This window comes from Bradyrhizobium sp. Crot121, from assembly GCF_059512385.1.
The window spans coordinates 58525-82008 of sequence record NZ_JCAMOR010000023.1; the positions used below are offsets into that span (position 1 = coordinate 58525).

27 protein-coding genes are annotated in these 23484 nt (G+C 63.1%); 15 read left to right on the forward strand and 12 right to left on the reverse strand.

Translation table 11 applies throughout. The features are described from left to right. Positions 1-49: 49 nt before the first annotated feature. Positions 50-1021, reverse strand: coding sequence for an ATP-binding protein (locus AC5ZGW_RS21005; protein ID WP_130226372.1), 972 nt, complete (start codon positions 1019-1021; stop codon positions 50-52). A 183-nt stretch (positions 1022-1204) separates the two neighbouring features. On the opposite strand from AC5ZGW_RS21005, the gene yajC reads away from it, so the two are divergent. From yajC to AC5ZGW_RS21030, 5 genes are read left to right on the forward strand one after another with little or no spacing between them, the layout of a single operon-like run. Continuing rightward, entirely contained in the window at positions 1205-1567 is a 363-nt protein-coding gene (yajC, locus tag AC5ZGW_RS21010; RefSeq protein ID WP_028165588.1) for a preprotein translocase subunit YajC, read from the forward strand. 38 nt (positions 1568-1605) lie between these two features. Then, positions 1606-3210 (forward strand): protein translocase subunit SecD, encoded by a 1605-nt coding sequence (gene secD, locus AC5ZGW_RS21015; RefSeq protein WP_130226371.1) that lies wholly within the window; start codon positions 1606-1608, stop codon positions 3208-3210. A 10-nt stretch (positions 3211-3220) separates the two neighbouring features. Next, on the forward strand, positions 3221-4246 hold the full coding sequence (secF, locus tag AC5ZGW_RS21020) for a protein translocase subunit SecF (RefSeq protein WP_130226370.1): 1026 nt from the start codon (positions 3221-3223) through the stop codon (positions 4244-4246). A gap of 4 nt (positions 4247-4250) precedes the next feature. Further along, positions 4251-4634, forward strand: a complete 384-nt coding sequence (locus AC5ZGW_RS21025; RefSeq protein WP_028165585.1) for an Mth938-like domain-containing protein — start codon at positions 4251-4253, stop codon at positions 4632-4634. Beyond that, positions 4631-5497 (forward strand): phytoene/squalene synthase family protein, encoded by an 867-nt coding sequence (locus tag AC5ZGW_RS21030; RefSeq protein ID WP_130226369.1) that lies wholly within the window; start codon positions 4631-4633, stop codon positions 5495-5497. The genes AC5ZGW_RS21025 and AC5ZGW_RS21030 overlap by 4 nt, the downstream gene beginning before the upstream one ends. A 9-nt stretch (positions 5498-5506) precedes the next feature. On the opposite strand, the gene AC5ZGW_RS21035 is transcribed toward AC5ZGW_RS21030, so the two are convergent. The 4 genes from AC5ZGW_RS21035 to AC5ZGW_RS21050 all read right to left on the reverse strand — a co-directional run bounded on the left by AC5ZGW_RS21035 (position 5507) and on the right by AC5ZGW_RS21050 (position 8671). After that, complete coding sequence (locus AC5ZGW_RS21035; RefSeq protein WP_130226368.1) at positions 5507-5782, reverse strand: DUF1488 family protein; 276 nt, start codon at positions 5780-5782, stop codon at positions 5507-5509. Positions 5783-5857: 75 nt separating this feature from the next. Then, positions 5858-6961, reverse strand: coding sequence for a serine/threonine protein kinase (locus AC5ZGW_RS21040; protein ID WP_130226367.1), 1104 nt, complete (start codon positions 6959-6961; stop codon positions 5858-5860). A 3-nt stretch (positions 6962-6964) separates the two neighbouring features. Continuing rightward, positions 6965-8392, reverse strand: coding sequence for a methylenetetrahydrofolate--tRNA-(uracil(54)-C(5))-methyltransferase (FADH(2)-oxidizing) TrmFO (gene trmFO, locus AC5ZGW_RS21045; RefSeq protein ID WP_130226366.1), 1428 nt, complete (start codon positions 8390-8392; stop codon positions 6965-6967). A gap of 126 nt (positions 8393-8518) precedes the next feature. Continuing rightward, complete coding sequence (locus AC5ZGW_RS21050; RefSeq protein ID WP_080663824.1) at positions 8519-8671, reverse strand: DUF1127 domain-containing protein; 153 nt, start codon at positions 8669-8671, stop codon at positions 8519-8521. Positions 8672-9345: 674 nt separating this feature from the next. On the opposite strand from AC5ZGW_RS21050, the gene AC5ZGW_RS21055 reads away from it, so the two are divergent. Continuing rightward, positions 9346-9765, forward strand: a complete 420-nt coding sequence (locus AC5ZGW_RS21055; RefSeq protein ID WP_245474749.1) for a hypothetical protein — start codon at positions 9346-9348, stop codon at positions 9763-9765. Positions 9766-9917: 152 nt separating this feature from the next. On the opposite strand, the gene AC5ZGW_RS21060 is transcribed toward AC5ZGW_RS21055, so the two are convergent. Both AC5ZGW_RS21060 and AC5ZGW_RS21065 read right to left on the reverse strand, forming a co-directional pair. Continuing rightward, on the reverse strand, positions 9918-10730 hold the full coding sequence (locus tag AC5ZGW_RS21060) for a lytic murein transglycosylase (protein ID WP_130226365.1): 813 nt from the start codon (positions 10728-10730) through the stop codon (positions 9918-9920). 215 nt (positions 10731-10945) lie between these two features. Continuing rightward, the gene (locus tag AC5ZGW_RS21065; RefSeq protein ID WP_130226364.1) at positions 10946-11854 is read right to left on the reverse strand and encodes a DUF2189 domain-containing protein; all 909 of its coding nucleotides are present in this window, start codon (positions 11852-11854) and stop codon (positions 10946-10948) included. A gap of 297 nt (positions 11855-12151) precedes the next feature. On the opposite strand from AC5ZGW_RS21065, the gene AC5ZGW_RS21070 reads away from it, so the two are divergent. Both AC5ZGW_RS21070 and AC5ZGW_RS21075 read left to right on the forward strand, forming a co-directional pair. Next, positions 12152-12547, forward strand: a complete 396-nt coding sequence (locus AC5ZGW_RS21070; RefSeq protein WP_130226363.1) for a DUF3597 domain-containing protein — start codon at positions 12152-12154, stop codon at positions 12545-12547. An 88-nt stretch (positions 12548-12635) separates the two neighbouring features. Beyond that, positions 12636-13427, forward strand: a complete 792-nt coding sequence (locus AC5ZGW_RS21075; RefSeq protein WP_130226362.1) for a fumarylacetoacetate hydrolase family protein — start codon at positions 12636-12638, stop codon at positions 13425-13427. 15 nt (positions 13428-13442) lie between these two features. On the opposite strand, the gene AC5ZGW_RS21080 is transcribed toward AC5ZGW_RS21075, so the two are convergent. Together AC5ZGW_RS21080 and AC5ZGW_RS21085 are read right to left on the reverse strand one after the other, a co-directional pair. After that, on the reverse strand, positions 13443-13715 hold the full coding sequence (locus tag AC5ZGW_RS21080; RefSeq protein WP_028165575.1) for a GNAT family N-acetyltransferase: 273 nt from the start codon (positions 13713-13715) through the stop codon (positions 13443-13445). 17 nt (positions 13716-13732) lie between these two features. Beyond that, the gene (locus AC5ZGW_RS21085) at positions 13733-14023 is read right to left on the reverse strand and encodes a GNAT family N-acetyltransferase (protein WP_130226361.1); all 291 of its coding nucleotides are present in this window, start codon (positions 14021-14023) and stop codon (positions 13733-13735) included. Positions 14024-14232: 209 nt separating this feature from the next. Between AC5ZGW_RS21085 and AC5ZGW_RS21090 the strand changes: the two genes are divergently transcribed. The 3 genes from AC5ZGW_RS21090 to AC5ZGW_RS21100 all read left to right on the forward strand — a co-directional run bounded on the left by AC5ZGW_RS21090 (position 14233) and on the right by AC5ZGW_RS21100 (position 17280). Further along, positions 14233-14637, forward strand: a complete 405-nt coding sequence (locus AC5ZGW_RS21090) for an SPW repeat protein (RefSeq protein WP_028165573.1) — start codon at positions 14233-14235, stop codon at positions 14635-14637. Between the two features lie 133 nt (positions 14638-14770). After that, positions 14771-16414 (forward strand): acyl-CoA synthetase, encoded by a 1644-nt coding sequence (locus AC5ZGW_RS21095; protein ID WP_130226360.1) that lies wholly within the window; start codon positions 14771-14773, stop codon positions 16412-16414. Next, positions 16414-17280: a PCC domain-containing protein gene (locus tag AC5ZGW_RS21100; RefSeq protein ID WP_130226359.1), complete on the forward strand. Its 867-nt coding sequence runs from the start codon at positions 16414-16416 to the stop codon at positions 17278-17280. Before AC5ZGW_RS21095 ends, AC5ZGW_RS21100 begins: the two co-directional genes overlap by 1 nt. 941 nt (positions 17281-18221) lie before the next feature. On the opposite strand, the gene AC5ZGW_RS21105 is transcribed toward AC5ZGW_RS21100, so the two are convergent. Beyond that, a complete protein-coding gene (locus AC5ZGW_RS21105; protein ID WP_130226937.1) occupies positions 18222-18560 on the reverse strand; it encodes a hypothetical protein in 339 nt (112 codons plus the stop codon). A gap of 92 nt (positions 18561-18652) precedes the next feature. On the opposite strand from AC5ZGW_RS21105, the gene AC5ZGW_RS21110 reads away from it, so the two are divergent. From AC5ZGW_RS21110 to AC5ZGW_RS21125, 4 genes are all read left to right on the forward strand, one after another. After that, a complete protein-coding gene (locus AC5ZGW_RS21110; RefSeq protein WP_130226936.1) occupies positions 18653-19435 on the forward strand; it encodes an AAA family ATPase in 783 nt (260 codons plus the stop codon). Between the two features lie 14 nt (positions 19436-19449). Next, positions 19450-20205: an AAA family ATPase gene (locus tag AC5ZGW_RS21115; RefSeq protein ID WP_130226935.1), complete on the forward strand. Its 756-nt coding sequence runs from the start codon at positions 19450-19452 to the stop codon at positions 20203-20205. Positions 20206-20361: 156 nt separating this feature from the next. Beyond that, positions 20362-20904 carry an SRPBCC family protein gene (locus AC5ZGW_RS21120; protein ID WP_130226934.1) on the forward strand — a complete coding sequence of 181 codons (543 nt, stop codon included), beginning with the start codon at positions 20362-20364 and terminating at the stop codon, positions 20902-20904. Positions 20905-20906: 2 nt separating this feature from the next. Then, positions 20907-21839 carry a YVTN family beta-propeller repeat protein gene (locus AC5ZGW_RS21125; protein ID WP_130226933.1) on the forward strand — a complete coding sequence of 311 codons (933 nt, stop codon included), beginning with the start codon at positions 20907-20909 and terminating at the stop codon, positions 21837-21839. Positions 21840-22092: 253 nt separating this feature from the next. Here AC5ZGW_RS21125 and AC5ZGW_RS21130 read toward each other — a convergent pair whose 3' ends face one another. Next, entirely contained in the window at positions 22093-22746 is a 654-nt protein-coding gene (locus tag AC5ZGW_RS21130) for an HAD-IA family hydrolase (RefSeq protein ID WP_130226932.1), read from the reverse strand. Further along, entirely contained in the window at positions 22671-23426 is a 756-nt protein-coding gene (locus AC5ZGW_RS21135; protein ID WP_245474787.1) for a hemerythrin domain-containing protein, read from the reverse strand. The genes AC5ZGW_RS21130 and AC5ZGW_RS21135 overlap by 76 nt, the downstream gene beginning before the upstream one ends. Positions 23427-23484: the final 58 nt, after the last annotated feature.

Genomic DNA, 23484 nt, shown 5'->3' on the forward strand with positions numbered 1-23484 from the left:
CGTAGGACGATCGAAATCTTGGCCTGCTCTGCGCGCCATGCTGGGCGCCTTACTTGCCCGCTAGCCTCACGCCAAGCCGGCCGGCCAATTCCTGCGTGAACTGCCAGGCGACGCGGCCGGAGCGGGAGCCGCGGGTGGTCGACCATTCCAGCGCCTCGCGCTCCAATTCCTCGCCATCGACCTTGATGCCGAAATGGTCGCAATAGCCTCTGACCATGGCGAGGTATTCATCCTGGCTGCAGCGGTGGAAGCCGAGCCACAGGCCGAAGCGGTCGGACAATGAGACCTTCTCTTCGACCGCTTCGCCGGGATTGATCGCAGTGGAGCGCTCGTTCTCGATCATCTCGCGCGCGAGCAAATGCCTGCGGTTGGACGTGGCATAGAGGATGACGTTCTCGGGACGTCCCTCGATGCCACCTTCCAGCACCGCCTTCAGCGACTTGTACGAGGCGTCGTTGCCGTCGAAGGAGAGGTCGTCGCAGAACACGATGAAGCGGAAATCGGAGGCGCGCAGCACTTCCATCAGCATCGGCAGGCTCTCGATATCCTCGCGATGGATCTCGATCAGCTTCAACCGGTCCGCAGGCTTGCGGTCGAGATTGATGCTGGCATGTGCGGCCTTCACCAGCGAGGATTTCCCCATGCCGCGCGCGCCCCAGAGCAGCGCGTTGTTGGCGGGCAGCCCGTTGGCAAAGCGCTCGGTATTTTCGATCAGGATGTCGCGCATCCGGTCGATCCCCTTGAGCAGGAAGATCTCGACGCGGCTGACGCGGGCGACGTTCGAGAGCCGTCCGTCCGGATGCCAGACGAAAGCATCGGCCGCACCAAGCTGCTCGCTTGCGTCGGAGTCCGGGGCGGCGGCGGAGAGGTGGCGCGCGATCGCTTCCAGGGCGTTCGCGATCCGCTCCGCGGTGTCGCCGTTGGGCTCGCTTGCCGGACCTTTTGTCGCGGTTTTGCGGGGGCCTTTGGAGGCCAGTTTGGGCATGGCGCGAGGCGCTGATTTTTTGGCTTTTTTCGACATTTGCGCAGTTCCTGAGGGGGCAGCCTTTAACGGGCCTTGGCGGTTGCCGCAAGCGGCCTAAATGAGGGGCTGTTAACGTTGCAATTGGGCCGGCCGCCGCTATAGTCCGCGCGAATTTGCCCGGACCGGGCTTGACGCGCCAGGCGTCGCCGGTCCTTTTCCCGTCTCACGAGGATTGTCCGAATGCTGATTACTCCTGCGTTTGCCCAGGCCGGAGCCGGCGGCGATGCCAACAGCATGTTGATGTCGCTTCTGCCGTTCGCCCTGATCTTCGTGATCATGTACTTCCTGATTCTGCGCCCGCAGCAGAAGAAGGTGAAAGACCATGCCGAGCTCGTCAAAAACATTCGCCGCGGCGACACCATCGTGACCTCGGGTGGCCTCGTCGGCAAGGTGACCAAGGTGGTCGACGACGACCAGATCGAGTTCGAAATCTCCGATGGCGTCCGCGTGCGGCAGATGCGGCAGATGATCTCGGGCGTGCGCACCAAGGGCGAGCCGGCGAAGGAAAAAGCCGAGGCCAAGGACGAGACATCCGCGAAGTGATCGTCGCGCCGCAATTTTCGATCTGACAGGTCAAGGCGATGTTGTATTTCACGCGGTGGAAGGCGCTGGGGATCATCCTCACGGCGCTCGTGGTGTGCCTTTGCGCCGTGCCGAACTTTTTCCCGGAATCGCAGGTCAAGACCTGGCCGGGGTGGGCGCAGCGGCGCCTGGTGCTCGGCCTGGACCTGCAGGGCGGCTCCTATCTGCTGCTCGAGGTCGATTCCAACTATGTGAAGAAAGAGAAGCTCGACCAGATCCGCGACGACGCGCGGCGCGTGCTGCGCGACGCCAAGATCGGCTACACCGGTCTCAACGCGCGCAACGATGCCGTGGAGGTACGGATCAGCCGCGATACCGACCTGCCGACCGCGCTCTCCAAGTTGCGTGAGCTCTCGCAGCCGCTCGGCGGCTTGCTTGGTTCCAGCGGCCAGCGCAGCCTCGAAGTGTCCGATGCCGGCGGCGGGCTGATCCGCCTGACCGTGCCGCAGGCTGCCATCACCGAGCGCATCCGCCAGACGATCGAGCAGTCGATCCAGATCGTCGAACGCCGCGTCAACCAGCTCGGTACCGTCGAGCCCGTGATCCAGCGCCAGGGCACCGACCGCATCCTGGTGCAAGTGCCGGGTCTACAGGACCCGACACGTCTGAAGGAACTGCTCGGCAAGACCGCGAAGATGGAATTCCGGATGGTCGACACCTCGGTGCCGCCCGACCAGGCCCAGCAGGGCAGGGTTCCGCCTGATTCCGAACTGCTGATGAGCGCGTCGACGCCGAAGATCCCCTACGTCGTCAAGAAACAGGTGCTGGTCTCCGGCGGCGACCTGACCGACGCGCAGCCGGGATTCGACCAGCGCACCGGCGAGCCGATCGTCAGTTTCCGCTTCAATACCTCCGGCGCACGGAAATTTGCCCAGGCCACGACCGAGAACGTCGGCCAGCCCTTCGCCATCATCCTCGACAATGAGGTGATCTCCGCGCCCGTGATCCGCGAGCCGATCACCGGCGGCCAGGGCCAGATCTCGGGCAGCTTCACGGTCCAGTCCGCCAACGATCTCGCGATCCTGTTGCGCGCCGGCGCGCTGCCGGCACCGCTGACGGTGATCGAGGAGCGCACGGTCGGTCCGGGGCTCGGCCAGGATTCGATCGAGAAGGGCGAACTGGCTGCCTATGTCGGCTCGATCCTGGTCATCGTGTTCATGCTGCTGACCTATCGCCTGTTCGGCGTGTTCGCCAACATCGCGGTGACCATCAACGTCGCGATGATCTTTGGCCTGTTGTCGCTTCTGAACGCGACGCTGACGCTGCCCGGCATCGCCGGCATCGTGCTCACGGTCGGCATCGCGGTGGACTCGAACGTGCTGATCTATGAGCGTATCCGCGAGGAATTGCGGGGCGGGCGCAACGCGATCTCGGCGATCGATGCCGGCTTCAAGCGTGCGCTTGCGACCATTCTCGACTCCAACATCACCACCTTCATCGCCGCTGCGGTGCTGTTCTACATCGGTACCGGCCCGGTGCGCGGCTTTGCCGTCACGCTCGGGATCGGCATCATTACCACGGTCTTCACCGCGTTTACGCTCACGCGGCTGATCGTCGCGTGGTGGGTGTGGTGGAAGCGGCCGCAAAAGACCGTGCCGATCTGAGAGGCCTGTTGTGACTCATTACGTTCTCATTGGCCTTGGCATCCTGATCGCCGTGCTGACCGTGGTCGCCGCGCTCGGCCTCCTGCCGCCGCTGCGCATCGTCCCGGACAACACGCATTTCGATTTCACGCGCTTCCGCCGCATCAGCTTCCCGATCTCGGCGGTGCTCTCGATCATCGCGATCACGCTGTTCTTCACCCACGGCCTGAATTTCGGCATCGACTTCCGGGGCGGCACGCTGCTGGAAGTGCAGGCCAAATCCGGCAACGCCGATATCGCCGCGATGCGCGCCACGCTCAGCACCTTGAACCTCGGTGAGGTCCAGTTGCAGCAGTTCGGCGGGCCGGCCAACGTCTTGATCCGCGTCGCGGAGCAGCCCGGCGGCGACAGCGCCCAGCAGGAGGCCGTGCAGAAGGTCCGCGGCGCGCTCGGCGATTCCGTCGAATATCGCCGCGTCGAGGTGGTGGGCCCGCGCGTCTCCGGCGAACTGCTGGCTTACGGCATGCTCGGCCTGATGGTCGCGATCGTCGGCATCCTGATCTATCTCTGGTTCCGCTTCGAATGGCAGTTCGCGCTCGGCGCCATGATCGCCAACGTCCACGATATCGTGCTGACGATCGGCTTCATGTCGGTCTCGCAGGTCGATTTCGACCTCACCAGTATCGCCGCGCTGCTGACGATTCTCGGGTATTCGCTCAATGATACGGTCGTGATCTACGACCGTATCCGCGAGATGCTGCGGCGTTACAAGAAAATGCCGATGCCGCAGCTCCTCAACGAATCGATCAACTCGACGCTGTCGCGCTCGATCATCACCCACGTCACCGTGACGCTCGCGCTGCTGGCGCTGCTGCTGTTTGGTGGCAACGCCATCCACAGCTTCACTGCGGTGATGATGTTCGGCGTGGTGCTGGTCGGCACCTACACCTCGATCTTCATCGCGGCGCCGATCCTGATCTATCTCGGCGTGGGCACCGTACGCGGCGACGCGCCGGAAACGCCGGCCAGGAAGCCGGAAGCAGCGGTCAAGAAGTAGCTCCATGGCTCAATCCTCGGACGCTCCACATCTTCCGAGGTCGGCGCCGATCGAGGCCTACGGCAAGGGCGGCTTCGCCTTTGCCGACATGTCGCATCGGGGCTCGCTGCTCTGCCTGCCCGATGGCATCTGGGCCTGGCCGGTGACGACGCCGCAGCAGATCGACCGATACTCGCTCGAACGTGTGTTCGCGAAGGCCAACATCATCGACACGCTGATCGTCGGCACCGGCACCGAAGTATGGATAGCGCCCAAGGCGCTGCGGGATGCCTTGCGCGCGGTGCATGTGGTGTTGGATACGATGCAGACGGGGCCTGCGATCCGCACCTACAACATCATGTTGGGCGAGCGTCGGCGGGTGGCGGCGGCGCTGATTGCGGTGCCATGACCGAGTCCGGGTCCGGCCGCACGGACGCCGCGGCATTCTGCGCCGACCTGGTGCGCACGCATGATTTCGCGCGCTATGCCTCCACGCTGTTCGTGCCGGCGCGCGAACGCCGCGCGCTGCTCGGGATCTACGCCTTCAACGCCGAAATTTCCCGCGTTCATGAGCTGGTCAGCCAACCCTTGCCTGGCGAGATACGCCTGCAATGGTGGACCGACATGCTCGCAGGCAGCGGACATGGCAGCGTCGAAGGCAACCCGGTGGCTGCGGAACTGCTGCTCGCGATCAGGAATTTCCGGCTGCCCGTTGAGCCGCTGTCGCGGCTGGTCGAGGAGCACCAGTTCGATCTCTACAACGATCCGATGCCGTCGATGGCGGCGCTCGAGGGCTATCTCAACGAGACCGCCTCGGCGCTGTTCTCGCTCGCTGCGCGCGTGATGGCACAACCCTCCGAGGAGATCGATCACCTCGCACAGCACGCCGGGCTCGCGCAAGGTATCGCGCAAGTGATCGCCGCATTGCCGCGCGATGCTTCGCGGCGGCAATTGTTCCTGCCACTGCAGTTCCTTGAGCAGCACGGCGGCGGAATCGAAGACGTGTTCTCCGGCAAGCAGACGCCCCAACTGCGCGCGGCGATCGACCAGCTCATCAGTGAGGCGAGCAGTCATCTGAAGACCGCGTTCTCGCTGCTGCCGACGGTCCCGCCGGCGACGCGGCCGATCTTCCTGCCATTGGCGCTGGCCGAGCGCGATCTCGCGCGGATATCGCGGGCCGGCAGCAATCCCTTCGCCCCGCAGGTCACATCACGGCTGCGGGTCCTGTGGACCACGTGGCGGGCGTCGCGGCGACGGGAGTTCGGCGGCTAACACCGCGCATTACTTGCCGATGTGCTTGGTGAAGATCCTGATCGTGCGGCCCTTCACGACCGGGCCGGCATCGAACAGGCCGGACGCGATCTTCTCGATCTCGTCGCGCAGCGACACAAACTGCCCCTGCCGCGCGATGCTTGGTGTGCCGCGCGTTCCCGCAAGCTCGTCCATCGCGGCGTCGCTGATCTGACACTCCACGGCTTCGCCGTCGTTCAACATCGTGAACGTGAATGCGAGCCGTTCGGAATCATGTCCGCCAATCTTGCCACGCGTCAGCGGCATTGAAGCACTCTCCTTGGGATCGATTCCAAAGGTGCTTCGCAACGATGGCATTGTCGAGGTGGCGATGCCGAACGGTTACCGCGTCAGCCGATCCATTTCCGCGACCTCGAAATTGAATCGGTCGCGAAGATTTTTGCGCTGCTCAAGGATGTCCTTGAGGAAGGCGCGGTCGGTCTCGTTCTGCATCATCGGCTCGATCAGGTCGATCTGGTTCATCGCCACGAGCTGCAATATCTCGGTGCGCGGCTTGCCCGCGGCATCGCGCGGCAGCGCATGGACGACCTGGATATGCTCGGGCGGCTTGACGCCCTTGGCTGAGGCGAGCGTGTTGCGCAGCTTCTTCTCCAGCGCGGCCTCGTCGGCTTCCACAAAGGCATAGAGCCCGACGCCGACGCGGCGGTCGGCGAAAGCGACGATCGCGGTGTCGCGCACTTCAGGGTTCTTCCGGATCAGATCAATCAAGACCGGCGCGTCATTGACCAGCCGCCGGCCGCCGCCTTCGCGATCGGTGAAATTGAAGAGTCCGCGGGTGATCGCCTGGTAGACCTTCTTGCCGGTCTTGAGCCAGACGCTGGCGACGACGGACTTGCGTGCGAGGATCTTGCGTTCCTTCGGGGTCAGCGCCTCCGGCGCATAGCTGCGCTTGTGCTTCAGCAGGTGCCGCAAGTCCTCATAGGCCGCGATGCGGAACAGACGGCTGCGGCGCTTGAAGCAGGCGGCGAGCTGGAAATCGGTGAGATAGGCGCAGCCGTTGCGGCCGACCAGCCAGTTCTGCTCCTTGGCGAGATCGTTGTGGCAGATGCCGGCGCGATGCAGTCTGCGCAGCGCATCCTTGGCCGAGCGGAAATAGGCGACATCGCCATGTGGCTTGGCCAAGTGCAGCGCCACGCCGTCGATGAACCCGCGTACCAGCGCGCGTTGTCCCGCCCACAGCAGTTTCGGTCCGACGTCGAGGTCGCGCGCCAGCGACAGCGCGCGCCGCTCGCGCGAAAACAGGTGCAGCGCCAGTGGAAACGACCAGAACGGCACCAGGTCGAGTCGGCGCAGCACCGCATCGGTTTCGCTGGTCTCGATGCGGAAACGGCCGCGCTCGACGGTCGAGAACACGTCGCGCTTGAGCAGGACTCCTTCGCGCCATCGCGCCGACAGGGTGGCGGCGTCGTGTTTCGGCAAGCTCATGGCTCAAGCCGCCGCCGCGACGTGCAAATGCTCCGATATCCAGCGGTCGAGATCGGCAAGCGCGCGGGCGGACATCGCCTGCTTCTTCGCTACCGTCTTCTCGTTGCCGCGGAGCCGCGTGCCGTCGGGTTTCTTCGTTGGCGGGCTGGCCAGAGGCGGGAACAAGCCGAAATTGATGTTCATCGGCTGGAACGAGCGCGGACCCGTGTCGATGGTCTCGATATGGCCGCCGGTGATGTGGCCGAGCAGCGCGCCCAGCGCCGTGGTCGAAGGCGGCGGCGCCAGCGAATGGCCGCCAGCGTTCGCTGCGGCATAGAGGCCGGTGAGCAGGCCGATGCTGGCGGACTCCACATAACCTTCGCAGCCGGTCATCTGGCCGGCGAAGCGCAATCGCGGCTCGGCGCGCAGCCGTAGTTGTGAATCCAGAAGCTTGGGCGAGTTCAGGAAGGTGTTGCGGTGCAATCCGCCGAGCCTGGCGAATTCGGCGTGCTCGAGACCCGGAATGGTGCGGAACACGCGCTGCTGGGCGCCGTGCTTCAGCTTGGTCTGGAAGCCGACCATGTTGTAGAGCGTGCCGAGCTTGTTGTCCTGGCGAAGCTGTACGATCGCGTAAGGCTTTGTTGTGGGATCGTGAGGATTGGTGAGGCCAACCGGCTTCATCGGACCGTGCCGCAGCGTCTCGCGCCCGCGCTCGGCCATCACCTCGACCGGCAGGCAGCCGTCGAAATAGGGGGTGTTGGTCTCCCAGTCCTTGAAGTCCACCTTCTCGCCGGCCAGCAGCGCGTCGACGAACGCGTCATACTGCTCCTTCGTCATCGGGCAGTTGATGTAGTCGGCGCCGGTTCCGCCTGGGCCGACCTTGTCGTAGCGCGACTGGAACCACGCCACGTTCATGTCGATGGAGTCCTTGTGCACGATCGGCGCAATGGCATCGAAGAAGGCGAGCGCGCTTTCGTCAGTGAGCTCGCGGATGGCGCCCGCCAGCGGCGCCGAGGTGAGGGGGCCTGTCGCAACGATCATATTGCGCCATTCGGCGGGCGGTAGGCCCGCGATCTCCTCGCGGCGAATCTCGATCAGGGGATGGTCGTTGAGGGCCTTGGTGACCGCCGTGGAGAACCCCTCGCGATCGACCGCCAGCGCCCCGCCGGCGGGCACCTGGTTGGTATCGGCGGCGCGCATGATCAGCGAGCCGAGCCGGCGCATCTCGGCATGCAGCAGGCCGACCGCGTTGTTGGCGGCGTCATCGGAGCGGAAGGAATTGGAGCAGACGAGCTCGGCAAGGCCATCGGTGCGATGGGCCTCGGTCATCCGTTGCGGGCGCATCTCGTGCAGCACCACGCGCCCGCCGGCGCTCGCCACCTGCCAAGCGGCTTCGGAACCGGCAAGGCCGGCGCCGATGATGTGGACAGGATCTGTAAAGGGTTTGGTCATCGCGCAGGGTTAGCGCGTTTTTTCCGCGAGCGCATCTGAAACCGGGCAGAGAAACTGGGGAGAGAATACGAGAACGACCGCGTAAAGCAGCGGGCGTTATCCGTTCATTGATGGGCTGACGAACGATTAGCCGTTGTAGTGCCCAGAGGCGACGCGCGGGATATCGGAGCGATCGAGGCCGATGTCCGCCAGCTCGCGATCGCTAAGCTGCGACAGCTCGGCAACATTACGCTGATAATCCCGGAAAGCCCGGATCATGCGGATGAGCGAGAGTAACATGGTAGTCTCCTAGAAATTACGATTCAGCGTTTCGGCACGCGTCATCGTTGATGAAGTGAACATAAGTTGAGTTGATGCGGTGCGGTAGCGCTTATGTTGCGATGCAGTTAAGTGAAAAATGCATGACAAAGTAAGGGTCGATTAACCCTTCATGGGGCTGCCCGAGAAGGCGCGGGCGGTCCCGGTGTGAGGCCTGTCGGAGATCAGAAAAAGCCCGTAAAATCACTGGCTTGTTACAAGAATAGCGTCTCTGTCGCCCCTGAAGCATGTCGTGGCTATCAGTGCCGAAATCAAACGTTGAAACCCGATTGGCGTCATGCGGAGGTCAACTCGCAAGGGCTCGCTTCTCATGCGTGATTCGCATGCGTCTCTTAGAAATGAAATAAAAATCATTTCTTCTGGGGCAGATTTAGAAGAACATTCCTTCGCCATCTAGGAGTTGGCGTCGGACCGAGCGCCCGAAGCCAGGCGCAGGATCATCGTCTGGCAGACCGTCCACCCCTCAGCGTAGTCGCCCAAGGATGTTCGCACGAAGGACTCGTCGCCGACGCTGAACCCGCAGTTCCCGGTCCGCGGGAATTCGGTTCGTGAGGAGAGGAGACGGCACGTCGCACCGGGCGAGCGGCAACGATCTCTTACGCGGCGTTTCCTTACCGGGCTGTAATGAAAAATCGATGCAACGCATGCGTGCTTTGCTCGCAGCGTCGATCACATCTCTATCGCGCGGAATTCATTCTGAACTTTTCGATGATGGGCGAACAATTGTTGTCACGGATTCCGGCAATGACGTCGGCTTCCGTTCAAATAATACAGAAAATGGGGAAAATACCATGCGCAACAAACTGATCGCAGCGACTGCGATGGCTGTCATTGCTTACGCGGCCATTCCTGCCCACGCCGCCAAGGTGAGCGCCGGCTGCAGCGGCGACAATCTCAGCAAGACTGAATCTATGGTCGAGAACATGGCGGACGGTCCAGGCAAAATCGTGGCGCAAAAGGAGATTGCCCAAGCCCAGGACGCTCTGCTCGGTGGCAAGATGGGCGTGTGCGCGGCGCATCTGAACAAGGCCATGCACGCCGGCGAGGCGAAGTAGGAGGCAAGGCCTCTCGAAGGAGCCGATCGCCCTGCGGCGATCGGCTCCTTAAAGACAGAGGGGCGTTAGATTTCTTTTTGACGCGTTTGCTTGACGCGAACCGGCGTCCACCCTCGGATCAAGTCCGAGGGCATGCTTCGCTCGCAAACGCTTTAGGGCGCTCGGGTAAGCTGGGTGGCAAAATAGGCGACGGTCCGGGCGTAAACCTCGCTCTTGTTCCATTGCTGGATTACCGCGAAGTTCGGATTGCCTGGCTCCCAATTCTTGCCGCGTTGCCAGCCATGGTTGGCGAAGAAATTCGCGGTCGAGGCCAGCACATCGGGCGCGCTGTGCAGGAGATCGCGGCGGCCATTGCCGTCGAAATCGACTGCGAATTTGATGTAGTTCGACGGCATGAACTGGGTCTGGCCGATCTCGCCGGCCCATGCGCCGCGCAGTTCCTGCGCAGGGACATCGCCGCGCTCGATGATGCGGAGCGCATCCAGAAGCTCGGCCCTGAACATATCGGAGCGGCGGCAATCATAGGCGAGCGTCGCCAGCGCCCGCATCGTCGGGAATTTGCCGATGTTGACGCCGAAATCGGTCTCCAGTCCCCAGATCGCCACCAGCACTTCGCCTGGCACGCCATACGCCTCCTCGATGCGGGACAGCACCGAGCCGTACTGCTTCATCATGTTGGCGCCACGGGTGAGGCGGGGCGGCACCATGCGTCCCGAGAATTCCTCGAAAGTCTGACTGAACACCTTCTGCGACTGGTCGCGCGTGAGCACGTTCTTGTCGAGTGTGACGCCGTTCAGGCCGACCTGGATCGCGGACTGCGAAATCCCCTTCGACGCCGCCTCCTTCTTGAAGTCGTCCAGCCACGTATCGAACGAGCCGCTGCCGCAGGTCGCGGCGAACGAAGGCGTGCAGAGGGTCAGGAGCAGGGCTCCCAGCGCAGTCCGGAGGGAAAAGCGAAAGCTCATGAAATCACTCACTCCATGTCGACGCACCATCGACACTAATCTCGAAACGCTACCAAAATGTTTGCGGCAACAGCGGCCAAAACAAGGCTTCTGGGCGTTACGCGAGCAAGTCAATCCATCATGCCGGGGCGATAACATATTTTGGAGCTGGCCCCTGCGCATCTCCGATCCGGTGCTCGCGCACCAGGCCGGAGATGAATGGATTTGCCGAAGATCTACGCGCTGTCCTTCCGCCGCCATGGGAACAGGTTGGCGGGGAAGTCGGCGGCAGGCTTGCGCTCGCGCGGGCGCGGCGGGAACGGTCGCACATTGGGATCGGGAACGATCACCTGCCGGTAGAGATGCCAGGTGGCATGGCCGAGCAGGGGAATGACAACGGCGAGGCCGAGGAAGAAAGGCAGCGTTCCCAGCACTAGCAATGCCGCAACGATCAGGCCCCAGGCGGCCATTGGTAGCGGATTGCGCGCGACCGCGCGCAGCGAGGTGACCATGGCTTCACCGGTCGTGGCGTGACGGTCGAGCATCATCGGGAACGACACCACGCTGATGCAAAGCGCGAGCAGGGCGAAGAGAAAGCCGACGCCGCAGCCGACCAGGATCAACCACCAGCCTTGCGTTGTCGTCAGCACCTGCGTGAAGAAATCGGGTATCCCCGCAGCCGTCGCATAGCCGAATGCCGAGACATAGATGGCCTGCGCCGTGGCGATCCAGGTCACGAACAGCGCGAACAGCAGCGTGCCTAATCCAAGCATGGCGCCGAATGACGGCGAGCGGACGATCTCGAGCGCGTCCCATGCAGAAGGTTCTTCGCCATTCTCACGACGGCGACTGAGTTCATAGAGACCGATCGCCGCGAACGGGCCGAGCATGGCGAAGCCCGCGGCCAACGGGAACAACAGCGGCAGCACGGAATAGCCGTGCACGACGCGGGCAAGCACCAGGCCCAACACCGGATAGACCACGCACAAGATGACGGCGTGGCTTGGCACGGCTTTGAAATCCTCCCAGCCGAGCTGCAGGGCGCGATGCAGATCGCCAAGACCGATGGTGCGGATCTCGGGCGCAGTCGCGACTTCCTGTCCGTTCTGCGTCAATGATGTGACATTGTCGTGATAGGTGGCCATAGTGGTTGTCTCCCTGCGCGGCCGCATTTCTGTGCCCGCGAGCGAGGGCACGACGTGCCGTCTCCTAAGCGATCACGAACAGGCCAGACGCGAAGACACCCAACCGGCCATGTCGCGAACTGAGATGTCACGGTACTCCGAAACCGGGACAGACGCGCTCACGCTTCGGTGAATGTCGCATTGGCAACCTTGGCTGGTCCGGGTAAAATCATTTTGCGACCCGGGCGGGTGCTGCCGGTCGAAAAGAGCCCCGAGAGAACCACCTGACACCATATCTCAAGTCCTTTGGAGTGAACGATGAGCATTTTCGGAAAAATCATGAGCTCGATCTTTGGCAGCAGCACAGCGACTGCGGCGCCGGCTAGCGGTGCGCCTGCGGGGAGCGCGCCCGCGGCCGGCACCTCGCCGACTGCTACGGCTGCAGCGCCTGCGCAGAGCGTCGACGTCGCTCCGATTTTGGATGCGGCCGTCGCCGCGAAGAAGGAGAAGCTTGAGTGGCGCACATCGATCGTCGACCTGATGAAGGCGCTCGACATCGATTCGAGCCTGTCCGCGCGCAAGGAGCTTGCCAAGGAACTCGGCTACACCGGCGATACCAATGATTCCGCGAGCATGAACATCTGGCTGCACAAGCAGGTGATGACCAAGCTCGCCGCCAATGGCGGCAAGCTGCCGCCGGAAATCAAGCACTAAGGCGACGCTCGTACTTAGGATTCGGAGGCCCGCGATCGTCGCGGGCCTTTTTTTGACCCCAGATAACAACAACGAAGGAGAAACGCCCATGACTACGATCGATCGCAGGACCATGCTGGCCACCGGCGCGCTCGCGCTGGCGGGAACGGCTGCGCAGGCGACGTCCGCTGAGGCGCAGGCTGGGCCGAAGGCGATGTTTCCGGTGGCGGCGACGACGATCCCGATTGTCGGCGAGACCGAGGTATTCCAGGTCCGCCGCATCTATTGCATCGGCCGCAACTATGCCGCGCACGCGATCGAGCGCGGCTCCGATCCGACGCGCGAGCCGCCGTTCTTCTTCCAGAAGCCGACCGATGCGATCCAGAACGTTGAGATCGGGACAGTTGCCGATCATCCCTATCCGTCGCTGACGAAAAACTATCATCACGAGGTCGAACTCGTCGCAGCGCTGAAATCCGGCGGCACCAACATTCCCGCCGACAAGGCGCCGGATCACGTCTACGGCTATGCGCTCGGTCTCGATATGACCCGCCGCGACCTGCAGAACGGCATGGCCGCTGAGAAGAAGCCTTGGGAGATCGGCAAGAGCTTTGACCATGCCGCAGTGATCGGTCCGATCCATCCGGCTTCCAAGACCGGACATTTCACCCAGGGCGCGATCTCGCTCGCGGTCAACGGCACCGTCAGGCAGAACTCGGACCTGCGGAACATGATCTGGAGCGTCGCCGAGCAGATCGCAAAACTGTCGGAAGCCTTCGAGCTGAAGGCTGGCGACATCATCTATTCCGGCACGCCGGAAAATGTCGGCCCGGTGGTCAAGGGCGACGTGCTGCTGTGCAAGCTCGAGGGCCTGCCGGACATGTCAATCCGGATCGTGTAGCAGGCCGCCCGACTCTCACGCCACGAGATCCCGATATTCGGGGTGCTTGCTGAGATAGTCGACGACAAAGCCGCAGCCGGCGATCACCTTGTGGCCGTCGGCGCGGATCAATTCCAGCGCGCCCTTGACGAGTTCGGAGGCGATGCCGCGGCCGCGCAGCGCACGCGGCGTCTCGGTGTGGGTGATGATGATGGCCGACGGCGTCGCGCGGTAGTTTGCGAAGGCGACGCCGCCTTCGACGTCGAGTTCGAAGCGGCTTTGTGCGCTGTTATTGCGGACCGATGTCATGTCTGATGTCTACGCTTTCAGTGTTTCAGCAGATCCTGGTAATCCGCGTGTTTCTCGATGAAGGCCTTCACGAACGGGCATTGCGCGATCACCTTCAAGCCCTCGGCGCGCACCCGGTCCAGCGCGCCGCGGACCAGCTTTGAGCCGATCCCCTTGCCGCCGAGCTCCGGCGGCACTTCGGTGTGGACGAACGTGACCACACCATCCGCTTTCTCGTAGTAGGTCGCGGCAATATGTCCATCGACTGCGAGCTCGTAGCGCTTGCGCCCCGGGTTGTTGACTACGGCTTCGTTCACACGTCCATCCATCATCTCATTCCTGTTGTTTGCATCGCGGCATCGCCCCGCGGTTGTCCCGCGAAATGGCAATCGCCCGCCTTGCAAGCCGATCATAACCGGCCTACGTTTTTTTCAAGACATACGCCCCGAAGCGGCCAGATGGTCGTTTGGTCCTGCAATGTCATAATCGCTGGCTGCTGACGTATGCCTCTTTTCCAGGGAGGTCTACCATGTCTACCATGTCGGATAAGCGTTTCTTTAGCACCCATAGACCTTGGGAGGACTGGTTCGGCATGCTGCTCGGCGTGCTGATCGTCGTCTCGCCGTGGTTTCCGATGCAGGCCGGCCGCGACGTCGTCGATGCCGACCGCAGCATCATGATCCTCAACACCTTCGTGATTGGCATGCTGGTGTTCGGCCTGGCCCAGCTCGAATATGTCGCCCTGCAGCGCTGGGAGGAGGTGGCAGCCATCGTGCTCGGCTGCTGGCTGATCGCTTCGCCCTTCCTCTTCGGCTATTCCGGCGACACCCTGCTGCAGGTGTGGCACGGCATCCTCGGCGCGCTGGTGGTTCTGCTGGGTGCGCTGCAGCTCTGGCAGGACTGGGGCAGGAGCGACCAGGAACTCGCCGACCATCCGCAGTGAGCGCCCTCGTCGCGGAGCGGTGGCTGGGCAGCCGGAGGCGCCGGGTCCGCCCTTGCCGAACCCCGTGCGGAGGCGATAAACCGCGGAGGGGTGGCGAGAAGCCCCGCGTGATGAAATTCCCGATGGGACGGAAATGAGCGGAGAGACGGGTAGCGCGGCCACGCCGCGCGGCGGCCAGTTGCGGATGTCGCGCCGGGTCATGAACCTGGCGCATATCGTGACCCAGAATGCGCGCCGGCACGGCGATCGCGCAGGGTTCATTTGGCAGGACCGAAGCTGGACGTGGCGCGAGATCGATGGCCTCGTCTCGGCGCTTGCCGCTGCGCTGGCGGCGCGGGGCATCGGCAAGGGTGACCGCATCCTGGTCCATTCCAAGAACTGCGACGAGATGTTCTGGTCGATGTTCGCGGCCTTCCGCCTCGGCGCGGTCTGGGTCCCGACCAATTTTCGCCTGATGCCCGACGAGGTCGCCTATCTCGCCGCAGCCTCCGGAGCCAAGGCCTTCCTCTGCCACGGCGATTTTCCCGAGCATGCCGCGGCCGCCGCCAATCCCGCCCTGCAATTCACCTGGCGGATCGGCGAGGAGGGGAGTTTTGGCGAGCGGACCGTCACTGACGCGATCGCGGCGCATGCCGGCGCGAAGGTCGATAATGTCGCGGTCGAGCATGACGATCCCTGCTGGTTCTTCTTCACCTCCGGCACCACCGGCCGCTCCAAGGCCGCCGTGCTGACCCACGGTCAGATGGCCTTCGTGGTGACCAACCACCTCGCCGACCTGACGCCCGGCGTGAGCGAGCGGGATGCCTCGATCGTGGTCGCGCCGCTGTCGCATGGCGCGGGCATCCATCAGCTCGTGCAGGCGGCGCGCGGCGTGCCGACCATCCTGCTGCCATCGGAGAAATTCGATATCGCCGAGACGTTCCGGCTGATCGAGCAGCATCGCGTCAGCAATCTCTTCACCGTGCCGACGATCCTGAAGATGATGGTCGAGCATCCCGCCGTCGACCAGTTCGACCATTCCTCGCTGCGCCACGTGATCTATGCGGGGGCGCCGATGTACCGCGAGGACCAGAAGCTGGCGATGCGAAAGCTCGGCGCCGTGCTGGTGCAGTATTTCGGCCTTGGCGAGGTCACCGGCAACATCACCGTGCTGCCGCCGGCGCTGCACGATCCTGAGGACGGCCCGCATGCGCGGATCGGCACCTGCGGCTTCGAGCGCGTCGGCATGCAGGTCTCGATCCAGGACGACCAGGGACGCGAATTGAAGCCGTTCGCGACCGGGGAGATCTGCGTGATCGGCCCCGCGGTGTTCGCGGGCTACTACGACAATCCCGAAGCCAATGCGAAGGCGTTTCGCGACGGCTGGTTTCGCACCGGCGATCTCGGCCACATGGACGAAGAGGGCTTCGTCTACATCACCGGCCGCGCGTCCGACATGTACATCTCCGGCGGCTCCAACATCTATCCGCGTGAGATCGAGGAGAAGATCCTGACGCATCCTGCTGTTGGCGAGGTCGCGGTGCTCGGCGTGCCCGATCCCTTCTGGGGCGAGGTCGGGGTTGCCGTCTGCGTCGCGCGCGAGGGCGCCAGCGCGGTCGGCGAGGCGGAGCTTGCCGCCTATCTTGCGCCGAAGGTGCCGCGCTACAAGATGCCGAAGCGCTTCTTCTTCTGGGATGCGCTGCCGAAGTCGGGCTACGGCAAGATACCCAAGCGCCTGATCCGCGATGAGCTGGAAGCGCGCGGGCTGCTCGACATCTCCACCAAGCAGACCGGGTGATGCGCAGCATCGCCCAACCGGGTCCCATCGCGCGCGAGCGCATTCAATGGGTCGAAGCGCGCGGGCGCGCGTTTTCGTTTACGCTGCAGGCCGGCATTCCGCTGCTTGAAGCTGCGCGCCGCGGCTTCGCAGCGGAAGGGTTTTCCGGCGGCGTGTTGAGCGCAAGCGGCGGCGCGCTCGGCCCGTTCGCCTACGTGATGCCGGCACTGTCGAAGACCGGCGCCAACGCCGCATTCTACAGCGAGACATTTCGCCCTGATGGCATCACCCGGCTCAAGTTCGCCACGATGACGCTGGGCGAGCGCGACGGTGCGCCGTTCTTCCACTGCCACGGATTGTGGACCGAGGCTGACGGCCGCTTCAACGGCGGCCATATGCTGCCGGAGGAGACGGTGGTCGCCGAACCTTTCGAGGTGCAGGCCTTCGGTCTCAATGGCGCGATGTTTGTCGCCGAGCCTGATGCGGAGACCAATTTCAAACTGTTCGGCCCGGTGCCGCGCCAGGCGACCAGTGCTGAGACCGCCAGCCGCGCCTTTGCGCTGCGGCTGCGCCCGAACCAGGATTTTGCCTGCGCGCTGGAGAAGTTTTGCCGCCAGCATGGCATCCTGCACGCGCGCCTGCATGGCGGCGTCGGTTCGACCATCGGCGCCTGCTTCACCGATGGCCGCACAGTGGTGCCGTTCGCGACCGAGCTCGCGGTCCGAGCCGGCACGATCGCTCCCGATGCCGATGGCCAACTTGAAGCCGAGCTCGAGATCGCGCTGGTCGACTATCTCGGGGGCATCGCCGAAGGGAAATTGGTGCGCGGCGACAATCCAATGCTGATGACGATGGAGCTCGTGCTCGAAGTGCTGGACGAGGAGTAGGCTCTCTCCGATGTTGTAGGATGGGTAGAGCGAAGCGAAACCCATCGACTTCATAGCAAGCGGCCGCATGGTGGGTTTCGCTTCGCTCTACCCACCCTACGATTCCGATTCAATTTTCAAACAGCTCTCCGCTGTCATCGTCCGGCTTGACCCGACGATCCAGTATTCTAGAGGCGATCGTGCTTGAGCCGAGAGGCCGCGGGTTACTGGATGCCCGTCTTCGCGGGCATGACGGTGGAGTTTGGGAGAGGATGTGCGTTCGCATTCTCGCGACGCTTTGCGTCCGAGTTCTGCGTCACTTTCCACCCTCGAAGAGAGGGCGCAGGGAAAGCCGGGTGCTGGTTGCACCCGTGGGTCCCGTGCAACAAAAAGCACGGGGGTAGGACCACAGGTTCAACCGGGATCACACCGGCTTTCCCTGCGCGACGGCTTTACGGCTTACTTCGTACTCTCCCCGGTGACCGGGCTTTTTTGCCACCGTCGCCCGCGGCAGCTCTTGCTGCTCGCGCGCTTAGCGCCAGCGTCGGGGCGCCAGGACCACACGACTTCGCCGTACGCAGCCATGCCATCCGTCCAGCGCTCTCCGCGCCTGACGCAGCCACGTCCATCGCATCCCGCTTCCAACGTCCGTGACGATCGCGATACGCCCCTCCAAGTGGAGGCGGGACGGTGCGGTTTCTAAGGTGATTTGCGGTGAGAACGAAGCGGAATGTTTTTCGTCGGGCGACTGGACGAGGCAAATCACTTTGATATTGCAGGAGAATTTTCGCTCGGGCGGCATGCGAGACCACGTGCTCAGTCCTCATCCTGAGGAGCCGCGCCTCGCGCGGCGTCTCGAAGGATGGCCGCGGGCGAGATCGGGGCCTCATGGTTCGAGACGCGCTACGCGCTCCTCACCATGAGGGTCTGGCATTGCGCGGGCGGCTAGGACGCAAACATCGTCACCGCCGCCCGCGGACGTGGATGTTGATGTCGAGATCGATGTTGCTGACGCAGGTCTGCTCGGTGCGGTGCGAGCCGCCTTCGTGCCAGCGTCCTTTGCGCAGGCGGGCGTCGCGCACATTGGCGAGCCGCAGGCAGCGCCATTGCGGGAGCCTGCCTGAACTCTCGCCGGCGAACTGCCAGGCCAGCACGACTTCTTCGCCTGATTTGTTGGTGCCGATGATGTGCGGGCAAAGCTCGCGCGGCCGGCCCTCGTAGGTGCAGACGACCTGCTGCTCGCCGAGAATGGCTTTGCGGAAAAGAGCGTAGGTGGCGCTCGGCGCGGGGCGGACGCTCATCGGCAGGATCGTTCTTGTTGTGTTCCGTGATCTGTGCCAGATAATCATCCCGGGATTGAAGCTCTGAACTGCGTCGGTTGTTAGGTGCGCCCATGGCCTCGCGAAGAAGCCGAACGATCAATCTGCCGGCGCCCTACCTCAGGCGCGTCTGGCTCGATCCGTCCCGCATCACGGACCGGGAGGCTTATCCATTTTGCCTGCCGTTTCTGCGCGAGGATTTCGAGCTCAGCTTCGACCGTGCGATCACCATCATCGTCGGTGAGAACGGCACCGGTAAATCGACGCTCTTGGAAGGTATAGCGGTGCTGGCCGGCTTCGACGAGGCCGGCGGCAGAAATGGCTACATGCCGGTCGATCACTCGAAGGCGATCGAGAAGATGGGCGGGCAATTGTCGACCGCGCTTCGCGCAAGCTGGTTGCCGAAAATCACCAATGGCTGGTTCTTTCGGGCGGAGAGCTTCTTTTCGGTTGCGAGATATCTGGACGAGGTCAACAACGAATTTATTCCGGGAGTTGGTCGCGGCATCCCTCCAGACTTCCTCTCCCACTCTCACGGCGAAGGCTTTTTGCGTTTCTTTAACGAGCAGTGCCAGCGTCAGGGCATCTTCATCTTCGACGAGCCGGAATCGGCGCTGTCACCTGCGCGCCAGATCGAATTCTTGAAACTGCTGCGCCGCATGGACGATACAGGACATTGCCAGGTGCTGATGGCCACGCATTCGCCGGTACTGATGGCCTATCCAAACGCAACGCTGTTGCGGCTGACGAAATACGACCTTGAGCGCATTACCGTCGAGCAGACAGACCACTACAAGGTGATGCGCGCGTTCTACGCGGACCCGATGGGCTTCGTGCAGGCGGCGATCGCGGAATAGAGTGGGGCGGGGACATGGGCCGAAGACGACACCGAACGATCAATCTGCCTGCGCCGTATTTGAAGCGGGTCTGGCTCGATAGGTCCCTCGTTCCGGATTGGGAAGCCTATCCATTCTGCCTTCCTATTTTCAGGGACGAGTTCGATCTTAGTTTCGAGTCAGCCATCACCATCATCGCCGGCGAGAACGGGACCGGCAAATCGACCATCCTCGAAGGGATCGCAGCGCTTGCCGGGTTCGACAACGCAGGCGGCGGGAAGGGATACAGGCCGGTCGATCATTCCGGCGCCATCGAATCGACGGGCGAAGACCTGTCGGCTGCCCTGCGCGCCGGCTGGTTGCCCAAGGTCAACTACGGCTGGTTTTTCCGGGCGGAGACGTTCTTCTCGGTCGCAAGATATCTGGATCAAACCAGCGAAGCGCCCCCCGATTATCTCTCCTATTCCCACGCAGAGGGCTTTCTCTACTTCTTCGAAGAACGCTGCCAGCGTCAGGGCATCTTTATCTTCGACGAGCCGGAATCCGCGCTGTCGCCCTCGCGCCAGATCGAATTCCTGAAGCTGATGCGCCGGATGGACGAGACTGGCCAATGCCAGATCATCATGGCCACGCATTCGCCGATCCTGATGGCCTATCCAAATGCGACGCTGCTGCGATTGTCGAAATACGGACTCGAGCCGGTGAACGTGAAGGACACGGATCATTACAGGGTCATGCGCGAGTTCTGCGATGATCCCCATGGGTTCGTCGAGGCGGCGATCGAGGAGTGAGGCGAGCAGGGCGCTGACCCGCGGGGCGCTCGTCTTTCTGGTCCAGCACCGCTCCCGCCCGCGCCACAAACCAGCCGCGTTTGGTCTGAAAATGCCTTACGATATGGCAGCCCGCGCGCCTGCGGGCCGCCAAGATAAGATAAATGGGGAAACGACATGAGAGTGACGATCGCGAAGGTGGGAGCCCTGGTGGCGGCGCTGGCTGTGGTAGGGGCGGCTTGGGCCCATGGACCGACCCGGCAAAAGGTGCGGGAATCAATCGAGATCAGCGCGCCGCCTGCAAAGGTATGGGCAGTGATCGGGAATTTTCAGGACATGAGCTGGCTGCAGCCGGTCAGCAAGACCGAAGGTGAGAAAGGCAACGAGATCGGCGCCACGCGGCGGCTGACGCTTGCGAGCGGCGGCACGCTCGACGAGGAGCTCTACAAATACGACGCCGAGAAGTTGAGCTATTCGTACCGGATTACGGCTGTTGACGTGAAGGTGCTGCCGGTCACCAACTATTCCTCGACCTTGACGATATCGCCAAGGGCCGACGGCAAGGGCAGCGTCCTGGAGTGGGCCGGCGCCTTCTATCGCGGCTATCCCAACAACGACCCGCCACCCGAGCTGAACGATGAGGCCGCGGTGAAGGCGGTGAGCGGGCTTTATCGTTCAGGGCTTGAGGCGCTGAAGAAGAAGGTCGAGAGCGGAAGCTGATCATGCGGGCCATCGTTCTGGCGGCTGTGGTCGCCAGCATCGGCTCAGCTTCCGCCGAGGAGGCGTTCGTCACCAATCAGCTCAGCGAAAACCTGACGGTCGTGGACCTCGCAACCGTGCAGCCGGTCGCGACCATCGCGATCGGCGGCAAGCCGGCCGGCGTTGCCGTCACGCTGGATGGACGCTTCGCCTATGTGACGAGCCCCGAGGCCAAGGCGCTCACGGTGGTGGATGCCGCCGCGCGCCAGGTCGTCGGGCAGGTCAAAGTTGGCGGCGGTCCGCTCGGTGTCGCGGTATCGCCGGACGGTGCGGCGGTCTATGTGGCTGACTGGCATGCCGCTGCGGTGCGGGTGATCGATCCGCTGGAGCTGCGCGTTGTCGCTGATATCGCGGTCGGCGCATCGCCCTCGGGCCTCGCGGTGACGCCCGACGGCCGGCTCCTGCTCTCGGCGGACCGCGACGACAACACTGTATCCGTCATCGATACCGCAACGCGCGACCGGCGGGCGGTCATCAAGGTCGGGATGCATCCGTTTGGAGTCACTATCGATGCAGAAGGCCGGCGTGCCTACACCGCCAATGTCGAATCAAACGACGTGTCGGTCATCGATATCGCAGAGGGCCGTGAGATCGGTCGTGTGAAGGCCGGCCTGCGCCCCTATGCGGTTGCGCTGGCGCAGGGCCGTGGCTTCGTCACCGACCAATATGACGGCACCGTCAGCGTGTTCGATCTCGCGACGCTGGCGCCGATCAAGCGCATCAGCGTCGGTGACTATCCGGAAGGGATCGCCGCGACGGCGGATGCGCGTCGCGTCGTCGTGGCAAACTGGGAGAGCAACACGCTCAGCGTCATCGATGCGGCCGAGCTTAAGGTGATCGGTGAGACCAAGGTCGGCGACGGTCCGCGCGCGTTCGGAGCTTTTCTGCGGCACTAGAGCGGGATGACTTGTCTTCGAATCGGCGTGACCGCGGTTGTCCACCTCTCCCATAGGGAGAGGTCGGCGCGCAGCGCCGGGTGAGCGGTTATGGTTCCTCGATCGAGCTCATCCCCCTCACCCGGATCGCATCTCACGATGCGATCCTACCTCTCCCCGACGGGGAGAGGTAAGGCACCTCCGACGTGGCGCCAACTCGACCTGATCTCATCATGCTCTAACGCGCGGATGGAGGTTCGTGCCTAGGCCCATATTAGCGAAGCGTAACCCGCCCTTCGGCGCCGCCGCAAAGGGACGAAGCAATATCCTCCATTCGCTCGAACATCAGGTCGGGCCCGAGCGCCCGCAGCTTGGCGGGCGCCGCATAGCCCCACGACACGGCGCCGCAGGCGATGCCGACGGCGCGCGCGGCTTCGATGTCACGGGTTTCATCGCCGATCGAAATCACCTGTGACGGCGCTAGGTCGGCGCGCTTGAGGACGCGGCTGAATTTAGCGGCCTTGCCAAAGATCGACGCGCCGCAATCGAACGAGGAGAACAGCGCCGTAGTCTCGCCGAGCAGCCGGCGTGCGTTCGCCTCGTTGTCCGAACTGACCAGCACCAGTTGCATGCCGCCGTCCTTGAGTGTGCGCAGCATGGTTTCGGTACCCGGAAACAGTTCGATATCGGCTAGGTGCTCCGCTTTCAGCCGGCGCATATGCCGGGCGATGATGGGTATCTTCCACATCGGCACTTCAAGCCGCGCGACGATCTCGCGCGAGCCGGCATGCCGCAGCTCTTCGACGTCCTCATCCGCGACGCGGCGGAAACCGAAGCGGTCAGCAACATCGTTTACGTTGCGCAGGAACCAGGGAAAGCTGTCTGCAAGCGTGCCGTCGAGGTCGAAGATGACAAGGGAGTAGGGCATTCGGCGGGAGAAGAGATAGCACGCGCTGAGACAATTGCGAAATTAACAAATGGAAAAGCGGTCGCAAACCTGCGATCGGCATTGGCTGTTGCCGCATGCCGCCGGAGGGCAGTTGCACTAATGTCGCTCGGCTTCGGCCTCCTGCTCGAGCTGCAGGATATGAGCCCGCAGCGCATCGAACCTGGCTTCCGTGGTGTCGCTGAACAGCGGATCCTTGTGGGGGACAAGGCTGACGCGATTTCGGTCCAATCCTCGGACTGCAATGCCTTCAGCGCGGCCGGAAAGAAATCACGATCTTCCATCCTGATATGACGCCGCTCATGCTCCAGGAAATCGCGAACGATGCGGTCCACGTCCTGACGAAGGAACTCGCGATCAGCAAGCACGCCGTCGACGGCTTTGGCGACGAGGTGCAATCCCTTGGCGCCTTCCCGGTGCTCATGCGCGAGATCGCCGATCTTCGCTGCAGCGGCGGGATCGCGAATTTTCAGTTTGGCGAAGACACGGTCTTCCTGAGCATGATGGTATATCTCAGTATAGACTTCGAAATAGGCGATGATGGCGCGGATGACCTCGTAGTCCGGCCGGCCTGAGCGATCGAAAATATCCAATTCGTGCTCGAGGACGGCAAGCAGCCGTTCAATATTGCGATGCTCTTGGCTTAGCAGCTCGATGATCATTGCGGTGATCCACAAGGGGGTGAACCATCGCAGAAAAGTAGACGCTCAAATCATCGTG